Annotated in this window: 24 protein-coding genes; 2 read left to right on the top strand and 22 right to left on the bottom strand. The window is 47.0% G+C overall.

Annotated features, from left to right (window positions below; all coding sequences use genetic code 11):
• Window positions 1-383: 383 nt before the first annotated feature.
• From QZV31_RS06925 to rpmH, 22 genes are all read right to left on the bottom strand, one after another.
• Entirely contained in the window at window positions 384-989 is a 606-nt protein-coding gene (locus tag QZV31_RS06925; RefSeq protein WP_093729737.1) for a DNA-3-methyladenine glycosylase I, read from the bottom strand.
• Window positions 990-1013: 24 nt separating this feature from the next.
• On the bottom strand, window positions 1014-1394 hold the full coding sequence (locus QZV31_RS06920; protein WP_295359341.1) for a type II toxin-antitoxin system HicB family antitoxin: 381 nt from the start codon (window positions 1392-1394) through the stop codon (window positions 1014-1016).
• Window positions 1395-1422: 28 nt separating this feature from the next.
• Window positions 1423-1599, bottom strand: coding sequence for a type II toxin-antitoxin system HicA family toxin (locus QZV31_RS06915; protein WP_295359340.1), 177 nt, complete (start codon window positions 1597-1599; stop codon window positions 1423-1425).
• Window positions 1600-2247: 648 nt separating this feature from the next.
• A complete protein-coding gene (locus QZV31_RS06910) occupies window positions 2248-2448 on the bottom strand; it encodes a DUF951 domain-containing protein (RefSeq protein WP_093729736.1) in 201 nt (66 codons plus the stop codon).
• Window positions 2449-2450: 2 nt separating this feature from the next.
• A complete protein-coding gene (locus QZV31_RS06905; protein ID WP_093729735.1) occupies window positions 2451-3110 on the bottom strand; it encodes a CBS and ACT domain-containing protein in 660 nt (219 codons plus the stop codon).
• A gap of 102 nt (window positions 3111-3212) precedes the next feature.
• Complete coding sequence (locus tag QZV31_RS06900; protein WP_093729931.1) at window positions 3213-3917, bottom strand: ABC transporter ATP-binding protein; 705 nt, start codon at window positions 3915-3917, stop codon at window positions 3213-3215.
• Window positions 3918-3927: 10 nt separating this feature from the next.
• Window positions 3928-4704: an ABC transporter ATP-binding protein gene (locus tag QZV31_RS06895; protein ID WP_295359339.1), complete on the bottom strand. Its 777-nt coding sequence runs from the start codon at window positions 4702-4704 to the stop codon at window positions 3928-3930.
• Entirely contained in the window at window positions 4697-5644 is a 948-nt protein-coding gene (locus QZV31_RS06890) for a branched-chain amino acid ABC transporter permease (protein WP_295359338.1), read from the bottom strand. Before QZV31_RS06890 ends, QZV31_RS06895 begins: the two co-directional genes overlap by 8 nt.
• 12 nt (window positions 5645-5656) lie before the next feature.
• On the bottom strand, window positions 5657-6550 hold the full coding sequence (locus QZV31_RS06885) for a branched-chain amino acid ABC transporter permease (protein ID WP_093729732.1): 894 nt from the start codon (window positions 6548-6550) through the stop codon (window positions 5657-5659).
• A gap of 132 nt (window positions 6551-6682) precedes the next feature.
• A complete protein-coding gene (locus tag QZV31_RS06880; RefSeq protein ID WP_295359337.1) occupies window positions 6683-7867 on the bottom strand; it encodes an ABC transporter substrate-binding protein in 1185 nt (394 codons plus the stop codon).
• Between the two features lie 246 nt (window positions 7868-8113).
• A complete protein-coding gene (locus QZV31_RS06875; RefSeq protein WP_295359336.1) occupies window positions 8114-8809 on the bottom strand; it encodes a DUF554 domain-containing protein in 696 nt (231 codons plus the stop codon).
• Window positions 8810-8863: 54 nt separating this feature from the next.
• Window positions 8864-9877 (bottom strand): ParB/RepB/Spo0J family partition protein, encoded by a 1014-nt coding sequence (locus QZV31_RS06870; protein ID WP_295359335.1) that lies wholly within the window; start codon window positions 9875-9877, stop codon window positions 8864-8866.
• Entirely contained in the window at window positions 9870-10634 is a 765-nt protein-coding gene (locus QZV31_RS06865; RefSeq protein ID WP_295359334.1) for an AAA family ATPase, read from the bottom strand. The genes QZV31_RS06870 and QZV31_RS06865 overlap by 8 nt, the downstream gene beginning before the upstream one ends.
• A 116-nt stretch (window positions 10635-10750) precedes the next feature.
• Window positions 10751-11629, bottom strand: a complete 879-nt coding sequence (locus tag QZV31_RS06860; RefSeq protein WP_295359333.1) for a ParB/RepB/Spo0J family partition protein — start codon at window positions 11627-11629, stop codon at window positions 10751-10753.
• Between the two features lie 138 nt (window positions 11630-11767).
• On the bottom strand, window positions 11768-12547 hold the full coding sequence (gene rsmG / locus QZV31_RS06855; RefSeq protein WP_295359331.1) for a 16S rRNA (guanine(527)-N(7))-methyltransferase RsmG: 780 nt from the start codon (window positions 12545-12547) through the stop codon (window positions 11768-11770).
• The gene (gene mnmG, locus QZV31_RS06850; protein ID WP_295359329.1) at window positions 12544-14430 is read right to left on the bottom strand and encodes a tRNA uridine-5-carboxymethylaminomethyl(34) synthesis enzyme MnmG; all 1887 of its coding nucleotides are present in this window, start codon (window positions 14428-14430) and stop codon (window positions 12544-12546) included. The genes rsmG and mnmG overlap by 4 nt, the downstream gene beginning before the upstream one ends.
• A gap of 6 nt (window positions 14431-14436) precedes the next feature.
• Window positions 14437-15819, bottom strand: coding sequence for a tRNA uridine-5-carboxymethylaminomethyl(34) synthesis GTPase MnmE (gene mnmE / locus QZV31_RS06845; protein WP_295359328.1), 1383 nt, complete (start codon window positions 15817-15819; stop codon window positions 14437-14439).
• Between the two features lie 64 nt (window positions 15820-15883).
• Window positions 15884-16861: an RNA-binding cell elongation regulator Jag/EloR gene (gene jag / locus QZV31_RS06840; protein ID WP_295359325.1), complete on the bottom strand. Its 978-nt coding sequence runs from the start codon at window positions 16859-16861 to the stop codon at window positions 15884-15886.
• Between the two features lie 31 nt (window positions 16862-16892).
• Window positions 16893-17549 carry a YidC/Oxa1 family membrane protein insertase gene (locus QZV31_RS06835; RefSeq protein ID WP_366508699.1) on the bottom strand — a complete coding sequence of 219 codons (657 nt, stop codon included), beginning with the start codon at window positions 17547-17549 and terminating at the stop codon, window positions 16893-16895.
• Between the two features lie 36 nt (window positions 17550-17585).
• Window positions 17586-17795, bottom strand: a complete 210-nt coding sequence (gene yidD / locus QZV31_RS06830) for a membrane protein insertion efficiency factor YidD (RefSeq protein ID WP_093729928.1) — start codon at window positions 17793-17795, stop codon at window positions 17586-17588.
• Between the two features lie 26 nt (window positions 17796-17821).
• Window positions 17822-18178: a ribonuclease P protein component gene (rnpA, locus tag QZV31_RS06825; protein ID WP_256324766.1), complete on the bottom strand. Its 357-nt coding sequence runs from the start codon at window positions 18176-18178 to the stop codon at window positions 17822-17824.
• 63 nt (window positions 18179-18241) lie between these two features.
• Window positions 18242-18394, bottom strand: coding sequence for a 50S ribosomal protein L34 (gene rpmH, locus QZV31_RS06820; RefSeq protein WP_176760399.1), 153 nt, complete (start codon window positions 18392-18394; stop codon window positions 18242-18244).
• 192 nt (window positions 18395-18586) lie between these two features.
• Between rpmH and dnaA the strand changes: the two genes are divergently transcribed.
• Both dnaA and dnaN read left to right on the top strand, forming a co-directional pair.
• Window positions 18587-19948 (top strand): chromosomal replication initiator protein DnaA, encoded by a 1362-nt coding sequence (gene dnaA / locus QZV31_RS06815; protein WP_295359319.1) that lies wholly within the window; start codon window positions 18587-18589, stop codon window positions 19946-19948.
• A gap of 261 nt (window positions 19949-20209) precedes the next feature.
• Window positions 20210-21322, top strand: a complete 1113-nt coding sequence (gene dnaN / locus QZV31_RS06810; RefSeq protein WP_093729720.1) for a DNA polymerase III subunit beta — start codon at window positions 20210-20212, stop codon at window positions 21320-21322.
• The last annotated feature ends 2 nt before the right edge of the window (window positions 21323-21324 follow it).

Here is a 21324-nt window from a genome sequence, read left to right as displayed (position 1 = left end):
TATGTCTGTTAAACTGATAGCATGTAAGGATTGTTTGTCTTTGTCTACGTGGTAACCATCTTGGTTTTTCTTGTCATGGTTTTTTGTCATTTATCATTCATTTATCATTTATCATTTCCTTGTCATTTATCATTCGGGTTATAAGCTTATATGCTTTTAAATGCTTATATGCTAATTGGCTAATAATTTTTTTATTTGACGTGCGAGCACTTTTGGCATGCACGAAGCGCTGGGATGCGCGGAGTGCATATTGGGTTTTTGACGCGCCGGAGGCGCATTGACGATATTTTATCCTTACGGGGCAAACGATGAACTTGATTACACGACATACAAAAAAACATAATAAAATATGAAAGATAACTTGTGAAAGCCGAACTTGCTCTTTATTTCACCTCGTGGTCTCTTCGTTTTCTGACCGTCGGATGCGACTCATTAATTTTCCGATAGCAGGGACAGTCCCTGTCATGGTCGTTGATAATCCCGCAGGCCTGTAGGTGGGAATAGATTGTAACTGCGCCTACAAATTTGAAGCCGCGTTTCTTCAGATCTTTACTGATTCTGTCGGAGAGCCCGTTGCTGACCGGAATCGTTCCAGCATCATGCCCCTGATACAGGATTGTCTTCCCATCGGAATACGCCCAAATATATCCGCAAAAGCTCCCGTATTCCTCACGCACCTTCTGATAGCACCGGGCATTGTTGATTACAGCCTCAACTTTGCGCCGGGACCGGATCATGCCTTCTGTGTTCAGGATGCGCTCCACATCTGCATCAGCATAGGCGGCAATCCTGTCATACTCAAAATTGTCAAAGCACTGCCGGAAGATTTTACGCTTCTTCAGCATCAAGTCCCAGCTCAGACCACATTGCAGGCATTCCAGCGACAGATGTTCAAACATATGCCGGTCATCGTGCACCGGAATACCCCATTCGGTATCGTGGTATATTCTGTTAGCCTCGTTTATATCTGCCCAAGTACAATAGCCCATTCTCACTCGTATCTCCTGACATCTTTACACCAGATTCAAGCGTTCTTTCAATGCATCCTGCAGTACTTTGGACAGGCTGATGTTTTTCATTTCCGCTTCCTTTGCCAGCCAGGCAGGGATGGACAGCATTTTCTTAACTGCCCTTGTGTCGCGGCGATACTTGTCAATATCGGTAGAGATATAAGTCAGCTGTCCTTCGTCTGCCGTTAAGTCGGCAATATTGGATGGAGCAGGAATCTCTTGCTTGTTTTCAATAAGGCTTACCAGATACAGGCCCAAAGCCTCCTGCGCCAGTTCCATTGTTTCCTCCAATGTTTCACCATAGGTCTGACAGCCTTCCAAATCCGGAAACTCAATCCAGTATCCACCTTCTTCATGTAATATAGCAGGATAAACTTTTAACATAGCTTTCTGTCCTTTCATTAATTGTTAATTACTGTAGTCCCGTTCTCTTTTTGATTGCGTTCAGCAGCCCCGGCGGCAGGTCAGTGTTATGACAGGGAATAACTTCTGTCTGGTTGCCTTTCTTCATAATATGATGACTTCCTTTAATCCGGTCTATTTTCCAACCCATTTTCAAAAGCTGCTTCACAACGTCTATTCCTTTCATGTATTACTCCTTATCACATTTTATTATATAATTTATATAAAATCAAGATAAAATATATAAATTATATAAAATTGTTACCCAAATTCAACACTATCTTCATCCGGTTTCAAACTAACGTTCGTGATTATTGTAGCACAGTTTATGAAAAATGAAAAGCAAACAGCTAAATAACTTCTCCCTTCCGCAAGGTTGGTCGTAGAAACGACCAACCTTAAACCGCAAACCCGCATGGATACTGGGCTGAAGTAGCATCACCTCTCAATATATAAAGGTAGGATCTTATTGGAAGCTAAGGCTGTAGAAATGACTGGAAGGCAGTGCATTTCAACTGAAAAAGAGGCATGACTCAGAGTTTCCCCGCCAATTTCACTGAATAAAGTACGTAACGGTTGCGGCGGGAAAGGCTGAAGCAAAACGTAGTGAGCGTTTGCGTCATTCCATGAGACGAAATGAGCCGGCCGTGGCGAGACTGTCTGAGGGCGAAGCCCGAGTTTCGAAGCCACAGGCGAATGAGTCCATGGAATAGCAAACGGGAACGTTTTTGCGCAGCCTTTCCCGCCGCAGCGTTTACATTGGAAATAATCAAAGAGTCATTACACACAAAAAGCAGGCGCCCCCATTGGAACGCCTGCCTTTATTATTCAGTATTCACTTTTCCTCTTTCGGCAGCACTTCCCGCACCGCCTTCACAAACTTGGTGCGCGGTATCATCACGTGATGCCCGCAGCCGCAGCAACGCAGACCGAAATCCATACCCGTGCGGGTAATTTCCCAGTTGGAAGAACCGCAGGGGTGCGGCTTCTTCATCCGCACGATATCGCCCACGTTAAATTCAGCTTTTGCATCCATTTTTATTTTGCCCTGCCGGTAGTAATATTAGTCACGTTAAAGCCGGCTTCCCGGATTTCCTCGATGATGCCCATGCCAACCTGGGAAAGATCTGCCGTAATGGTCATTTCTTTTTCACCCGGCCGTTTGGTTTCACTGGTTACACAAGACAAAATATTGATGCCCTGGTCGGCAAACATTTTTGCCACTTCAGCCAGTACACCCGGTTTATCGGAAGCGTCGATGGTAATACGGGTTGCATACTGGCCTAATCCGAAAATATCCACCAGCGCACGGAACACATCGGTATCCGTTACGATGCCGCACAGATTATTTTCTTCATCCAGAACCGGTACGGAGTTGATCTGGTCCTGATACATCAGAGACGCCACATCAGCCAGGTCTGCCGTCTGGTAAACCGTTTTCACGTTATGGGTCATAACATCTTTTACTTTAATACGGCTTAACAGGTAGGAAGCTTCATAACGGGAAAGGGTACTTGCTTCCGAAGGGGAAGCCATCCGCACATCTTTATCCGTAATGATCCCTACGACCATTCCGGCATCATTCACTACCGGAACACGGCGGATATTGTCGTCGCTCATCAGTCCCTGCAGTTCCAGCAGCGTCTGATTCTGATTAATGGTAACTACGTTAACCGTCATAATATCTTTAACAAGCATGGATAAAACCTCCTGATTTCTCTTGCTTCATTTATTATATCACAGATTAACAACTGCGTCTTAAACGTTCAGCATTTCCCGTCCGGATACGCGTTTTCGGAATCAGCCGCCCAGGTACGCTTTCTGCACCGCTTCACTGTTCAGCAGCTCTTTGCCGGTTCCTTCCAGCGTAATGTTTCCGGTTTCCAGTACGTAGGCCTTATCCGCAATGGACAGCGCCATTCTTGCATTCTGTTCTACCAGCAGCACCGTGGTCCCGCTGTCGTTGATCTCTTTGATGATGTTAAAAATTTCCTGTACCAGCAGAGGTGCCAGACCCATGGACGGTTCGTCCAGCAGCATCAGCCGGGGACGGCTCATCAGCGCCCGGCCCATAGCCAGCATCTGCTGTTCGCCGCCGGACAGGGTACCCGCGATCTGGTCTTTCCGCTCTAACAGGCGGGGGAATTTGGTAAAGACATCTGTCAGGTCTTTATTGATTTCTTCTTTATCTCTGCGAAGATACGCGCCAAGCTCCAGATTCTCCAATACCGTCATATTGGCAAACACATGGCGGCCTTCCGGAACCTGGCTCAGCCCCATACCCACAATTTTATGGGCAGGTTTTCCGGTAATGTCCTGGCCTTCAAAGGTGATTTTCCCGGTTTTCGGTTTCAATAACCCGGAAATCGTATGCAGCGTAGTGGACTTCCCGGCGCCGTTGGAACCGATCAGGGTGGTGATGCCGCCTTTGGCTACAGACAGACTGATGCCCTTGATTGCATGGATCGCGCCATAATATACGTTGATGTCCTCAACTGTCAGCATGTCCATCCTGTTACACCTCCCCGCCCAGATACGCTTTGATAACCCGTTTGTTCTTCTTGATCTCATCCGGTGTGCCGGTAGCGATACACATACCGTATTCCAGCACGTACAGCCGCTCGCAGACACCCATGACCAGACTCATGTCATGTTCGATAAGCAAAATGGAAATTTTAAAATTGTCCCGCAGCCACCGGATCATTTCCATCAACTCTTTGGTTTCCTGGGGATTCATACCGGCAGCCGGTTCGTCCAGTAGCAGGAGTTGGGGCTTCGTTGCCAGGGCCCGGGCAATCTCCAGACGCCGCTGGGCGCCGTAAGGCAGGTTCTTCGCCATATCGTAGGCATGCTTGTCCAGATGGAACAGCTTTAACAGTTCCATGCCCTTTTCCGTTACGTTTTCCTCTTCGTCAAAATACCGCTTTACCCGCAAAATAGCGTGTGGCAGACTGTAATTGATATGCATGTTATAGGCAATCTTTACGTTGTCCAGTACCGACAGCTCGGAGAACAGACGGATATTCTGGAAGGTTCGGGCCATGCCCATCTGGGTCACCTGATAGGATTTTTTCCCGTTGATGAGCTTGCCGTCAAAATAAATCTGCCCTTCCGTCGGCAAATACACACCGGTGATCATATTGAAGGCGGTGGTCTTGCCGGCGCCGTTAGGTCCGATGAGGCCTACCAGCTCCCCTTCGTCAATATGCATCGTTAAATTGGAAACGGCCCGCAGACCGCCGAACACGATGGAAACATCCTGCAGGTCCAGTAAACGCTTCTTATCACTCATTGCTCTTACCTCCCTTCAGGCTGTTGAAAACCTTTTCGGAAAGTTCTTTATTACCGAACAGTCCCTGGGGACGGTACAGCATCAGGATGATCATGGCCAGTGAGTAGATAATCATACGCCATTCCGGGAAGTCCGCCAGCGCCGCCGAAATAAAGGTCAGCAGGATGGCGCCGGTGATGGAACCGGTAAGGGAACCCAGACCGCCCAGCACTACCATGGTCAGGATATCGAAAGAACGCATGAAGGTGAAGGACGCCGGATGGGCGATAAAGAAGTAATGGGAGAACAGCACCCCGGCAGTCCCTGCAAAGGAAGCGCCCAGAGTAAAGGCCATAACTTTGTATTTAGTGGTGTCGATGCCCATGGTGTCCGCCGCGATCTCGTTTTCGCGGATGGCCAGGCAGGCCCGGCCGTGGGCAGAGTTCTTAAAGTTTTTGATAAAGAACAGTACGGCGATCATCAGCCAGAAGGTGATGGTGAAGTTGGTCATACGGGGAATGCCCATCAGACCGGAAGCACCGCCGATATATTCAATATTGAGGATGCAGATACGGATGATCTCGCCTAAACCCAGGGTCGCGATGGCCAGATAGTCGCCGTCCAGCCGCAGGGTAGGCAGACCAATGAGGAAACCCAGAAAGCCGGCGGCTACGGTTCCGGCCACAATGGCCAGCGGGAATGAAAAGCCCAGCTTAACCGTCATAACGGCACCCATGTAGGCACCTACCGCCAGAAAACCGGCATGACCGATGGAGAACTGGCCGGTAAAGCCGTTGATCATGTTCAGGCTGGATGCCAGAATCACGTTCATGCAGATCAGTATCAGGTTCAGTTCCCAGAAAGGACCGATAACCTCTGCAGACATGAGACCCTGCAGGATTGCAAATAATACGGCAGAGGCAGCCAATGCTTTTAAGTCAAACTTACGTACTTTATTCATTGTCATCACCTCTTAAACCTTTTCACGGATATTCTTGCCCATCAGACCCTGAGGCTTGAAGAGCAAAATAATGATCAGAATCGCAAACGCGGCGGCATCGCGGAAGGTGGAAGAAATGAAACCGCTGACCAACGCTTCCACCACGCCTAAAATGATTCCGCCCAGCATCGCCCCCGGAATGATACCGATGCCTCCCAATACCGCGGCGACGAAGGCTTTGATACCGGGAACCATGCCCATCAGGGGATCGATGGAGTTGTAATATATGCCTACCAGGACCCCGCCGGCCGCTGCCAGGGCAGAACCCAATGCAAAGGTCATGGAAATTGTCGAGTCAATATCAATACCCATCAGCCGGGCCGCGTCCGCGTCAAAGGACACCGCGCGCATGGCCTTGCCGGCTCTGGTCTGGTTTACAATATAGGTAAGGGCAACCATCAACACCAGGGCACTGATCAGGATTACAATCTGCTGGCTGTTCACCACCCAGGCGCCTACATGATATACCGTGGCCGTAAATACGGCAGGGAAAGTACGGGGCTGGGGGGACGCAAACAGGATCATCACATTTTCCAAAAAGAATGAAACGCCGATAGCCGTGATCAGGATGGCGATACGGGGTGCATTCCGCATGGGACGGTAGGCCACACGTTCAATGACCATACCGGCCAGGGCTGCCCCGATCATGGATACGATCAGCGCCGGCAAAAAGGACAGTTTTAAAATGGAAGTGCAGACAAACCCTATATAAGCGCCCAGCATATAAATATCGCCGTGGGCAAAATTAATTAATTTTAAAATACCGTAGATCATGGTATAGCCAAGGGCAATCAGCGCATAGATGCTGCCCAGGGAAATACCGTTGATCAGCTGTTGAACAAACTGATGCAAAAAGCCGGATTCCATAATTCCTTCCTCCGAACATAGTATCAAAAGAATGGCTGTGGCGACCAGCACCACAGCCTCAATGCTTACGGATTACTGATTTTTTCAGGAAATTACTTCTTCAATTCCCCGATTTTTCATCTGCGTTGTGAATCAGCCGCCAATTTTCTTGTTCAGCGTCATCTTACCGTCTTTCAGTTCCAGAACTAACGCAGTCGTAATCGGATTGTGTTTTTCATCATATGTCAGCTTGCCGTTGGCAACCTGCAGGTCTTTTGTCTTGGCAATGGCGTCCGCCAGTTTCGTGCCGTCGGTGGTCTTTGCGGTCTTGATCGCATTGAACAGGATCAGGCCGGCATTATAGCCCTGCATAGCAAACACATCAGGAACCTTGTTGAATTTGCCCTGATAGGCTTTGACAAATTTCTGCACAGCAGGATCTTTGTCTTCTGCCGTATAGGCATTGGTGAAGTAACCTTTGTTGCAGGCTTCTTTGCCGGCAACTTCAACCAGTTTGGGAGAATCCCAGCCGTCGGAACCAAGCATCGGGCAGGTCAGGCCGATTTCACGGGCCTGTTTGATGATCTTGGAAACTTCTTCATAGTAACCGGGTACATAAATCGCTTCCGGACTGGTTGCTTTGATCTTGGTCAGAGAAGCCTTGAAGTCAACGTCTTTGGACAGGAAAGCTTCGTCAGTGGTAATCTGTCCGCCGTTTGCGGTAAACACTTTGGTAAATACTTCTGCCAGACCCTTGGAATAATCGCTGGAAGAATCGTGCAGGATCGCAACTTTCTTAACCTTCAGGTCTTTTGCGGCAAACTGCGCCATGATGTCGCCCTGATAGGGGTCAATGAAGCAGGCACGGAACACGAAGGGTTTCGTCTTGCCGTCTTTTTGTAAGGTAATGCCAGGCGCCGTTGCGCAGGGAGCAATCATAGGAATCTTGTTGGCAGTCAGCACCGGTTCTTCTGCAGCCACGCAGCCGCTGGTAGCCGGGCCGATGACAGCGATTGCTTTGTTCTGGGTCACCAGTTTGGTCGCCGCGTTACCGGATTCCGAAGGCTCGGACTTGTTGTCCGCAGTCACAACTTTGATCTTTTTGCCGTCAATACCGCCGGCTTTGTTCGCTTCTTCTACCGCCAGTTCAAAACCGGACAGCATGCTCTTGCCGTAGTTGGCAACGTTGCCGGTCAATTCGGCGTTAACGCCTACCACGATTTCTTTCCCCGCGTCAGCTGCTTTTTTCTCGCCGCCGCCACCGCCGCAGCCTGCAGTCAGGCCAGCGACCAGCATAGCTGCCAGTGCAATACGGGATGCTTTTTTCCAGAATTTCATTTTGTCTTCACCTTTCCTTTTATAAAATTTTAAATAAAACCCCTCTTTACAAATACCGTAAATCAGTGTTTTCCTAAATACAGGGAATAACCCTGTTTCCATATTATAGAAACTGTTTCACATTTTTGTCAACATTTTTCCTGCAAAAATATGCATTTTCACGCCTTTAGCAATGAAACAGTAACATTTATGTCAGTTTCTGTATCTTTGTTCACTGAAAATATACTTACGTCCTTCAGTAAAACACTACAAAAACAGCTTTGCCAGCACCACGGCAACCGGCAGAGCGGGTATCTGATTAGCCAGACGGATCGGCAGAAGCCGGGCCTGCACGATGCCGATAGCCATAATCAATACACCGCCGGCAGCGCTGACCTCCCGTATGATTTCCGGCGTCAGCAGGTTCTGCATCCAGGAAGCAAGCAGGGTGATCGTTCCCTGATACAGACCCACCGGTACAGCGGAAAGACCCACGCCCGCTCCCATATTCGCCGCGAATATAATAGAAAGGATCCCGTCAAGCATGGCTTTGGCAAACAGAATCTGGCGATTGCCTGTCAGTCCTTCTTCAATACTTCCTACGATGGCCATGGCGCCGATACAGAAGATCAGGCTGGCAGAAATAAAACCTCTGCCAAAAGAACCGGAGGTCTGTCCTCTGTCACCCAGAAGCTTCTTCTCCACCCAGGCGCCAAAGGCATTCAGCTTTTCCTGGATATCCAGCATCTCGCCGATAATGCTGCCAATGACCACACTGGCAATGACCAGCACAATATTCTGGCTCTTTTGCGCCATTTCCACGCCAATCAGAAAAATACAAAGGGCCACGCCGTACATGATCGTTTCCTGCCATTTTTCAGGAAACCCCTTTTTTAAAATAAGGCCAACTGCACAGCCGACTATAATGGCTGCACAGTTGACCATTGTCCCCAAACCTGTCATTTAATTATCCTTATCTTTTCATTGTAATAACACGGTTAATGAAGTGCAGGGCAATCATACCGGAAACTTTGTCTTCAGCCAGGGCGCCGTGTCGATATTTTCACTTTCATTTTTACCCTGCAGTAAATCACAGATACGATCCAAATCGTCCAGGGAATAATAATCGATTTCTATTTTCCCCACGTTGTCATTTTTGCTGACAATACGTACCTTGGTACCCAATGCTTCGATCAGGCTTTCTTCAAAGTGTCTGTAATGGATATCCCCGCTTACCCGGGAGGTTTTCTTTTTCTCATTTTTTCCTTTTACGGAAGACGGATCTTTGACTGGTTTGCCGTTTTTATCCAGAATGACAACACGTTCGTTCAAGACCTGAAGTTCTTTCCCTTCTTTAATGGTCTTAACAACTTCTTCCACCGTACGGGCACTCCAGCCATGTTCAGCCAGCGCCCTGCCGACCTTCAGCTGCTGCTCCCTGTCCGCCAAAGCTAACAGGGGACGCATCTGTCCGGCAGTCACCCTTTCCTCTGCTACCATAGCCTGCAATTCTTCCGGCAGATTCAGCATACGCAGCAGATTCGCTACCGCAGCCCGGCTTCTCCCCAGCCGTTCCGCAGCCTGCGCCTGGGTATAATCAAATTGTTTCATCAGTTCCTGAATCGCCTTCGCTTCTTCCAGGGGATTCAGATCATGGCGCTGAATGTTTTCCACCAGGGAAAGCTCACGCATCTGCTTTTCATCATATTCCCGCACCAGAACGGGGACTGTCTGCAGTTTTGCCAGCCTGGCAGCCCGTAGCCGCCGTTCCCCGGCAACCAGTTCATAATTCAGGCCCTTTTTACGGACAACCAGAGGCTGGATGATACCGTGCTTTTTAATAGATTCGCTCAGTTCTTTCAGTTTTTCTTTATCAAAGGTCTTTCTGGGCTGGTATGGATTGGGCCGGATACTTTCTACAGGAATTTCCACCGCCCCTTCCGGATCCTTGGGCATGGCGGTTTCATACTGGGATTCGCTGGAAGAAAGCAGGGATTCCAGTCCTCTGCCCAGACCGCTGTGCTTACTCATCGCCGATTACCTCCCTGGCAAGTTCCTGATACACTTGGGCGCCTTTGCTTTTGGCATCATAGGCAAGCACCGGTTCCCCGTGACTGGGAGCCTCGCTTAATTTCACATTGCGCGGAATGATCGTATTGTACATCTTGGCAGAAAAATACTTTTTCACTTCATTGACTACATCAGTCGCCAGGTTGGTCCTTGCGTCAAACATGGTCATGACTACGCCTTCCAGCTTCAGTGCCGGATTCAAGTTGCGCTGCACCCGCTGGATCGTGTTCATCAGCATGGTAACGCCTTCCAGGGCATAAAATTCACACTGGATGGGAATGATAACCGAACTGGCAGCCGTCAGCGCATTTAACGTCAGCAGCCCCAGAGACGGGGGACAGTCGATCAGCACATAGTCATAATCATATTTAACCCGCTCCAGCGCATTTTTCAGCCGGTTTTCCCGGCTCATCATATTGACCAGGTCAATTTCGGCCCCGGCCAGCGCAATGGTTGCAGGCAACAGGGAAAGGTTATCGTAAGCCGTCGGTATGATTACATCTTTCGCCAGCACATCATCATTTATCAATATATCATAAATACTCTTTTTGATATCCCGTTTGTCCAGTCCCAGACCGGTGGTTGCATTACCCTGAGGATCAGAGTCTACCAACAGTACCTTGCGCCCCAGCGCAGCCAGGCAGGCCGCTAAATTTACGGCAGTTGTCGTCTTTCCGACACCGCCTTTCTGATTTGCTAACGCAATGACTTTTACCACAACAGTTCCCTCCGTTACATCCCTATATAACAGCAGCCTTTTTAAACCTGCTGTCCGTTTCACGTGAAACCACTAATTTATACACATTATACACAGGGTTATCCACAGGCTGTGTATTAAAAAAGCTTAATAACTTTAGGGTCTTTTCTCTTTTTCACATTTTTGATACGCAAGGTCACTACGACATCATCCCCGTCCATGTCCTGTTCCATGCTGGCAGGGATCCCGGACGTTTTTACCGTCTCCATAATCTCTCTGATGCTGTTTAAATAAATGCGCACATCATTTACAATCACAATCCGCGGTTTCTTTTTATCCAGCTTGCCATTTTCTTTCAGTGTTTTTTCAACCAGTGCTTCCGTCTGTCTTACATTTAAATTCCCTTTCAGTACTTTTTGCAAAACAGCCTTCTGCGTCTCTTCGTTTTCCAGCTTTAATAAAACACGGGCATGCCGTTCTGTCAGCTTGCTGTCATGAAGTTTATTGCGCACAGAAACCGGCAGACGCAGCAGACGCAGTTTGTTGGCAATGGTTGACTGCTTTTTTCCTACCCGGATCGCCATGGACTCCTGGGTCAGGTGAAACGTATTTACAAGCTTTTCATAGCCTTCCGCCTCTTCCAGATAGTGCAGATCCTTGCGCTGCAGGTTTTCGATCAGGGCAATTTCCGCTATCTGCTGGGTAGTATATTCGCTTACAATAACAGGAACCGTACCCAGCCCGGCCATGATCGATGCCCGCAATCTTCTTTCCCCGGCAATGAGGATATAAGTGCCGTCTTTTCCCGGAGCCACCAGAAGAGGCTGCAGCACGCCGTACTGACGGATGGAATCGGCCAGTTCCGACAGAGCTTCCGACTCAAATTCCTTACGCGGCTGGTATGGGTTTGGCACAATTTTGGAAAGAGGAACCTGAAGCACCTGGACATCTGTATTTTTTTGCAAATGATCTGTCTTCAGTGTTTCAACATTTAAATCGTTGAATCCATCCTGCACAAGTTTACCCCGCTTTCACTATAGAAAGGATCCGTTCCTTTTTAAACAGATCCTGTTTTTTATTATTTAATACGGTTATATTTTATCATAAAACGCCAATACCTGCAGGAAATTTACGCAAGTAATTTTTCCGGCTGCTTACCCGTTTCCTAGCGGATTTTTTCCCGGAAGGCCGGCCTTACGCGGATAAATGGCAGGTGTATCCTTGATTTTCTGAATGACAATGATGGCCCGCCCGTCATTTAATCCGGGCAGCTCCACTTCTTTCACTGACGTCACCCTGCCGCCTAAAATCCGCAGCGCTTTTTCCCCTTCCAGAAGTTCTTCCTTATATTTGCTCCCTTTTAATGCAATAAAGAAACCGTTCTTCTTTACCAGCGGCAAACAGTATTCTGCCAGAACAGAAAGCCGGGCCACCGCCCTGCTCACTGCAATATCTGCCTGTCCCCGCAGCTTTTTATCCCGCCCGGCATCTTCCGCGCGCATATGTTCAAAGCTTACGTCCGTTAATTGCAGCTGCCTCACGGTTTCCTGCAAAAACTTCAGCCGTTTTTCCAGGGAATCCAGCAATATTAATCGTAAGGAAGGATCATAAATCTTCAGGGGTATGCCTGGAAAACCGGCTCCGGTTCCTACATCTATCACTTTTCTTCCCTGCATTATCGTTTTGTCATAACAAAGCAGGGAATCAATATAATGTTTCACCGCCACATCCTGCGGGGAAGTCAGCGCTGTCAGATTCATGACCTTATTCGTTTCTGTCAGCAGATCAAAATACCGGCCGAACTGCAAAAGCTGGGTCCGGCTTACACCGATTCCCGCAAGGGCACACTGTTTTTCCAATATCTCCTGACACTTTGCGGCTTCCGCAGAAACTGCAACTGTATTCTGTGTAAGTGTTTCAGGCCGGGCTTTCATTGCTTTTCCGCCTCCTGACGACGGTGTACCTCCAGCGCGATCATCAGCACCCCTACATCCGCAGGGGAAACACCGGAGATGCGGGAAGCCTGACCCAGGGAATCCGGACGGACTTTGTCCAGTTTTTCCGCCGCTTCGTTGGATAGTTCCTTGAGTGCAAAATAATCAATGTCTGCCGGGATTTTTTTGCTTTCCAGCCGCAGGGCTTTTTCTACCGCCTGTTTTTGTTTTATAATATAGCCTTCATATTTACACTGGATCTCTGCCTGTTCCCTGACTACCGGTGAGATTTCCGGCGCACCGAAAAATGCCTGCAGCTTTTCATAGGACATTTCGCTGCGCTTCAGCAGGGTCGCCAGGTTTTCCCCTTTTTTCAGGGGCACGCTGCCGGCGGAGATCAGTTTGGCATTGATTTCTTCTGTGGGGGAAACGAGGGTATTCTGCAGGTAATGCATTACCCGTTCGATTTCCGATCTCTTTTTCGTAAACTTCTCCCAGCGTTCGTCTGTGACCAGACCGATATCCCTGCCTTTTTCCGTCAGCCGCAGATCGCCGTTGTCCTGCCGCAGCAACAGACGGTATTCCGCCCGGGAGGTCATCATCCGGTAGGGTTCGTTGGTGCCTTTTGTCACCAGGTCATCGATCAGCACGCCGATATACGCTTCATTCCGGCCTAACACCAGGGGCGGTTTGCCCTGCAGTTTACGTACCGCGTTGATGCCGGCAATCAGTCCCTGCCCTGCCGCTTCTTCATAGCCGCTGGTCCCGTTGGACTGGCCTGCCGAGAATAATCCTTTTATGTGCTTATGCTCCAGAGAGGATTTTAACTGCAGCGGATCCAGGCAGTCGTAGTCGATAGCATACCCGGGACGCATCATTTTAACATGCTCCATTCCCGGTATGGTCTGCATGAACTTTACCTGTACATCCGCCGGCAAAGCCGAGGACATTCCCTGCACATACATTTCGTTGGTGTTCAGCCCTTCCGGTTCAATGAACAGCTGATGGCGTTCCTTATCCTTGAAACGGATGATTTTAGATTCAATGGAAGGACAGTAACGGGGACCTATCCCCTCTACCAGCCCGTTGAACATGCCGGAACGTACCAGATTGTCTTTGATGATCTGATGGGTCACGGGAGAGGTATAGGTGAGCCAGCAGGGAACCTGCTCCCGGTGCGTAATATTACTAATGAAGGAAAAGTTGCGCAGTTCCGGATCCCCTTCCTGGATCTGCATTTTGGAAAAATCAAGACTGCGCCTATTCACCCGGGCAGGGGTGCCGGTCTTGAACCGGGTCAGTTCCACCCCGGCATCCTGCAGGGATGCGGATAATTTGTTGGCGCTGCGCAATCCGTTGGGACCGGATTCATAATTGACACTGCCGAACACAATTTTACTGCGCAGGTACGTACCGGTACAGATAATAACAATGGAAGACTCAAAAACTTCTCCGGTTTCCGCTTCTACCCCCACTACTTCATCATTACGCACCAGCAGTTTATCAATCATCAGCTGCTTCACATCCAGATTTTCCTGGTTTTCCACAACCTTTTTCATGATCACATGGTAAAAAGGTTTATCTGCCTGGGCCCTCAGGGAATGGACAGCATATCCCTTCCCCGTGTTCAGCATGCGCATCTGGATGCAGGCTTCGTCCGCGCTGATGGCCATCTGGCCGCCCAGGGCGTCTATTTCCCCTACCAGTTGTCCTTTGGCGCTGCCGCCTACGGACGGGTTACAGGGCATAAGAGCAATATTATCCAGGGAAAGCGTCGCCAGCAGCGTTTTATAACCTAACCGCGCCGCTGCCAGGCTGGCTTCCACCCCGGCGTGTCCTGCCCCTATTACAATTACATCATATGAATCTACAATGATTCCCATTTTTTCTCACTTTCCCACACAGAAACGGGCAAAAATTTCATTGATTATCTCATCCCGTACCGTTTCTCCGGTAATTTCGCCCATCAGGGTCAGAGCCCGGTCCACATCAATGGTGAGACAATCATAGGGGAGCCGGTTTTCCGCGGCTTCCAAGGCATCTTTTAAACTGTCCGCAGTCTGGCGCAGCAGATTGATCTGCCGCTCATTCTGGATGTAAATCTCTTCCTCCGACTGTCTGCTGCTGCCGTAGACATATTCCTTCAGCCAGCTTTCCAGTCTGTCGATGCCTTCTTTTGTCTTGGCAGAAATTTCAATGACATTTCCCGATGAAAACCGTTCCGCCAGTGTTTTTGTGATGATGCTTTCCGCAAGATCCGTTTTGTTTACTACAAAAACCGCATTTTTTCCTTTTATCGCTGCCAGAATTGTTTCATCGTCTGACGTTAAAGGCTGGGTTCCATCCAAAACCACAAGGATCAGTTCGGCTTTGTCCAAAAAGGCACGGCTCCGTTCTACACCCAGTTTTTCCACAAAATCTTTGGTATCGTGGATGCCCGCGGTATCTGCCAGCAGTACGGGAACCCCCCCGATGACCAGCTGTTCCTCGATTACGTCCCGTGTCGTTCCCTCATATTCGGAGACCAGGGCCCTGTCTTCTTTTAACAGTGTGTTCAGCAGACTGGACTTGCCTACGTTAGGACGTCCGATAATCGCCGTCCGCAGTCCTTCTTTTAAAATTTTGCCGGTATGGGCTCCTTCCAACAGGACGGATACTTCTTCTTCCGCTTCGGATATGGAATTTTTTACTTCATTATAAGTTACGTCTTCTATGTCTTCTTCCGGGTAATCAATCACCGCTTCCAGATGCACGATCACATCCCGCAGCTTTCTGCGGACTTCTTTCAGTTTTTTTGAAAGGAATCCTTCCTGCTGCTGCACTGCAATTTTCAGGGCAGCGGCACTTTTGGAATTGATGATGTCCATGACGGATTCCGCCTGGACCAGATCGATGCGGCCGTTTAAAAACGCCCGTTTCGTAAATTCCCCGGGTTCGGCCGGACGGGCCCCGTAATAATACGTCAGCGCCAGGATCTGGCGGATACTCTGCATACCGCCGTGACACTGTATTTCAATTACGTCTTCCGCTGTATAGGACCGGGGGGCTTTCATATAGACCGTCAGTACTTCGTCTATATCTCTTTCCTCTCTGTCCCTGACAAACCCATAGACCATCGTATGGGAAGGATAGGTTTCCAGTTTTTTCCCGGATGCGGCAAAAAACATCTTATCCGCAATTTGCAGGGCATCCGCACCGCTTATCCTCACAATGCCGATAGCCGCGTTTCCCGGCGCTGTTGTAACAGCGCTGATCGTATCTTCCTGTATCATGCTATCACCTGAAATAACAAAATAAACCCGGGCAGAAAATCTACACCGGGTTTTCCATTATTGATTACTTTTTAAGTTCAATAACAACCTTACGGAAGGGTTCGCTTCCCTCGCTCAGCGTCGTAATTTTGTTATCGTTCTGCAACGCGGTGTGGATTATTTTCCTTTCATGAGGGTTCATGGGCTCCAACACAATGCGTTCTCCGCTTTTCTTTACCTTGTCGGCCAGGCGTTTTGCCAGACGGGTCAGCGTTTCCGCCCTGCGGTCACGGTAATTTTCCACATCAATCACAATGTGTACTCTGTTTTCCGTGTTTTTATTGGCCACCAGATTGGTCAGATACTGTAAGGAATCCAGCGTCTGCCCGTGTTTGCCGATCAGGATGCCCATATCGTCGCCGTGAAGCTTCAGCACCACACAGCCATCTTTTTTATTGACAAACTTTTCCATGACGACTTCAATCTTCATAGCCTTGAATATCTTGGCCAGGAATTCTTTGGCTTCGTCAACAACAGCATCGTCCACTACAAACTCTTTTACATTTTCACTGGAAGAGCGTTTGTTTCTGCGTTCCGCCAACGTATTCTTAACTGCAGCAGATACGGCGTTCGCCGTTTCCACTTTTTCATTCACTGCATTCCTGACTTTATCTCCGCTTTCCTTCACAGAGTCAACCGTATCATTCCATTTTTCTTTAACCCTGTTATTGAAAGCTTTCTGTTTTTCATCCAGCTCGTCGGCTTTTTCTCCAACTTTACGTAACACAGCTCCTGCCGATTCCGTTGTTTTTTCTCCGAACGAAACAACTTTTTCTTTTAAAGATTCCGCAACGGTAGGATCTTCTTTATTTTCTGATTTCAGGGAAATGGTATCCGCTTTGGGGGTTACCAGAATTTTTGCTTCTTTTTTACCGAAACCCAGAAATCCTTTTTTCGGCTCTATCAGAACTGTATAATCTACTTCTTCTTTCTTGAGGTTCAGTTCTTTTAACGCTGCTTCCAACGCTTCTTCTACTGTTTTACCTACAGATTCTACGTTCATTTTTTACTCCTTATCAATCATAAAACCGTCCTTATTTACGGTCCATCTGCGAGTTAATATAAGCCTGCTGGGCAATCTGCATGATGTTCATTACGATCCAGTAAAGAACCAGCGCGGCAGGAAAACTTAAACTGATATACCCGATAAACAGCGGCATAAAATAGGTCATCATCTGCCCCTGCATCATGCCCATCAAACCGTCCTGCTGTTTATCATTGGGATTCTTTTTGGGCATTGTCTGCTTCGCCTGTATATAAGTAGTTACGGCAGACAGAACAGGTAAAATGTACATGGGATCCGGATTGGCGATATTATCCATCCACAGGAAATTAGCAGGTCCTTCGTACTGAAAATCCCGGACAGCATAATAAATACCAAACAAAATAGGCATCTGGATCAGTAACGGCAAACAACCGGCCATGGGATTCACACCCTGATCCTTGTACAGCTTGGCCAGTTCCTGGTTCAGACGAACCTTATCATTCTTATATTTTTCCTGAATTTCTTTCATCTTGGGCTGGATCGACATCATAGCCCTTGTAGATTCAATCTGTTTCTTCGTCAGAGGGAACAGGATAATTTTAATAATGACGGTCATCAGTACGATTGCCAGACCGTAATTCGGGAAACCAAAGCCTCCCAGAAAATGATACAACGTCTGAATGACCTTAATAACCAGATTCGATATAAAGTCCAATTTTTCACTCCTTCAATGTTACGCACATCATTTCACAGGATCATATCCCCCGTCGTGCCAGGGATGGCAGCGGCAGATTCGTTTTACCGCCATCCAGCAGCCTTTTATAATCCCCTTTTTCTCAATTGCTTCAATCGCATACTGGGAACAGGTGGGATAATATCTGCAGTTATTTCCCAGCAGCGGGGATATGCATAACTGATAAAAACGAATCAGGGAAACCAGTATGGTTTTAATAATGTAAGTAAAACCCTTTTCCATTTTTATTCCTGCTGCAGCAACGCTGCCCGTTTTGCCAGTCTTAAGAAAACCCGTTCATACGTTTTGTAATCTGCCTGTGCCAGTCTTTTACGGGCTACCCAAATCACCCGGAAATTTGATTTCAGCTCTGCTTTATGCATACGAAAGACTTCGCGCATCATACGTTTTATATGATTGCGAATAACGGCGTTACCTACTTTCTTACCCACAGCAAAACCTATTTTTATTTTTTCATTTTCGCCGGGCAATACATAGAAAACAGATAAGCCGTCCACCACAGAATGTCCTTTTTCATACACATTCTGAAACTCTTTCTTGGCTTTAATCTTATTGGATTTGGGAAAAGTAAACTCTTTCATTGCGTCCATACTCCTGTCTACATGGAAAAAATAGGCCACTCGCGCGGCCTATTTATTCTAAAGTTATGCAGACAATTTCTTTCTGCCTTTTAAGCGTCTTCTTTTCAGAACCTGGCGGCCACCCAGTGTAGCCATTCTTTTACGGAAACCGTGCGTTCTTTTTCTTCTCAGATTGTTGGGCTGGAATGTACGTTTCACAGTGCTTACCTCCTTCATTCCATGGTCTTATCAATCTCTATATAAATGATTTCAATTGATAGCTGACAGAATTATACTAAAAACCCCTCACAGTGTCAAGGATTTAACAATATTTCACAAAATAAATGCGATTCTGCCCTGTGGATAACTTTCATTTTTATCCGTTTTATGGTAAAATAAAGAGTAAATTTTTAAGAAAGGAAATGCTTCATGGAAACATTTGAGTTACCGCAAATCTGGGAGCGGCTGACTGACAAATTAAGCCACGCCACCAGTGAATCCAATATGGACATGTACATCCGGCAGATCACCCCTCTCCGGCTGGAAAATGACATTATATACTGTTCTGTACCCAGCACTACCCTGTGTTCCGCTATCCAGCAGAATTTTCTGCCGCTCATTTCAGCTGCACTGAAAGAAATTACCGATAATAATAACATACAGGTGGAACTTAATATAAAAAATCATAACAGCCTGGATGTTCCCAAAGAAACATATAAAACAAAATCCCTGTTCAGTGAAGATGAAAAATCGAAAGATACTTCTTTTGAAAGCAACATCAATAAAAAACAGCGTTTTGAAACTTTTGTAGTAGGCAATTCCAACCGCTTTGCCACAGCAGCAGCCCAGGCAGTTGCCAAAGATCCCGGCAATGTGTACAACCCTTTGTTTATTTACGGGAATTCCGGTTTGGGAAAAACACATCTGATGCACGCCATCGGCAATGCTATTTTGGAAGTGAATCCCGGTGCAAAAGTCAAATATGTTACCAGCGAAACCTTTACCAATGAAATCATCAACGCCATTCAAAATCATACCGTCAAGGATTTTCAGGAAAAATACCGCACCATTGACTGTCTGATCATCGATGATATTCAGTTTTTGGAAAACAAGGAACGGACACAGGAAGAATTCTTTCACACCTTCAATGCGTTAAAAGAAGCCAATAAACAGATTGTTATTTCCAGTGACCGTCACCCGCAGAGTATGGATAAACTGGAAGAAAGACTGCGTTCCCGCTTTGTCAACGGCCTCACGGTAGATATCCAGCCGCCGGACCTGGAAACCCGTATCGCTATCCTGAGGAAAAAAGCAGAATTGGAAAATATAGAAATGCCAAACGAAGTCATACAGACAGTTGCCATCAGCATCGATAACAACATCCGTATGATTGAGGGCGCCTTCAACCGAATCGTTGCGTATGCAGACTTAATGCATATGCCCATTGACATGAAAGTTACCGCCAAAATTCTGGAAGATTTCGGATCCCACACACGGCAGAACATTACCATTGAAAATATTACCAACCATATCTGCAATTTCTTTAACCTGCAAAAAGAAGATTTAATAGGTAAAAAACGTCCAAAAAATATAGCCATGCCACGGCAGATCGCCATGTATCTCTGCAGAACGCTCACAGACTCTTCCCTTCCAAAAATCGGGCAGTATTTCGGAGGCAGGGATCATACCACAGTAATCCATGCCTGTGAAAAGATAGACAAATTACGAAAAGAAGATAAAAGTTTTGACAACCAGATACAGCAATTTGAAGAAAAAATCCGTTCCCTCTGATTTAATTTCTTTTTCCCGGTATCACTGTGAAAAAATATGTGTATAAACTGTTACTTCCCTGTGGATACTTTTGAACAACTACGTTTCCTGTTCATATTGTTCATAATCTTTTACACACTATCAACAGGTTATACACAATCGGAATTACGAAATTAAGCCTATGCGGACCGGTTTTCCACAAAATACACAGCATTTACGATTACGATTAAAAAAATAAATATATAAAATAAATAAAATGAAAAAAGAAAGGAATGTGAACAAATGAAATTTACTTGCACAACCACAGATTTGAATAAAGCGGTACAGTCTGTAATGCCAGCCATTGCAGCCAAACCCAGTACACCTATCTTCGGAGGCATGCATATCATTGCAGCCAATAATACCTTGCGGCTGGAAGGAATGGATATCAACCTGTCCATGAGCAATGAAATCAAAGCGGAAGTGGAAGAATCCGGTGAAATTGTAATCGCGGCTTCCCGTTTCAATGATTTAGTCCGTAATTTTAACGGGGAAACCGTAAAAGTTACGAAATCGGAAAATGACAATAACGTACGCCTGCAATCCGGAAAGGCGGATTATAAGATTTTGCTGATGAATGTAAATGAATATCCCAAGTATCCTTCCATTGAAGCTACCCAGTCCTTTGTTTTGGAAGAAGAAAAAATTAAAGAACTGATTAAAAAGACGGCATTTGCCTGCTCCAGTGATTCAGCCAGGCCTTTATTTACCGGCGTACTCTGCGATATCAAGGATAATAAGATTACCTTCGTCGGAACCAATACGCACCGTCTGGCCATCCGTACGTTAGATGTGGAAAATGCACCGGACATGAGCGTTATCATTCCTTCCCTGGTATTAAAGGAAATCAATAAAAACCTGAATGGAAAGCTTCCTCAGGATGTCATCTTTTCCATTGTTAATAACCAGTTGATGGTCAAAATCGGAAACTGGTCAGTTGTATCCCGCCTCATTGAAGGAAAATTCCCTGATTATAAGAGGGTCATTCCGCCGCAGTTTTCGGTAAAAACAAAAGTAAATGTAAAAGATCTGGCTGGCGCTGTCAGCCGCATGAGCCTGTGCAGCGGCAGTGAAAATGATTACAGTATTGTAAAAATCAGTATAGGCAGCAATGAAATCAAAGTTATGTCCAGCAGTCCGGATGTAGGTACCGGCGAAGAAATTATTTCCTGCAATACAGAAGGAAATCCCATAAATGTAGCGTTTAATGCCGCGTACATCATGGATATCATGAAAAATATTGAAACGGAAGAAGCAGAAATTAATCTGAACAATTCGTTGAGCCCGGTATGCATCAAACCTATCAGTGAAGAAGAATATATTTATATTGTAACGCCGGTAAGGGTAATTTTCTAAAA

Source organism: uncultured Succiniclasticum sp. (assembly GCF_902793885.1).
Lineage (GTDB): Bacteria > Bacillota > Negativicutes > Acidaminococcales > Acidaminococcaceae > Succiniclasticum.
Note: the sequence above shows the minus strand (reverse complement) of the source record. Positions and strands in the feature narration are given on the sequence as shown.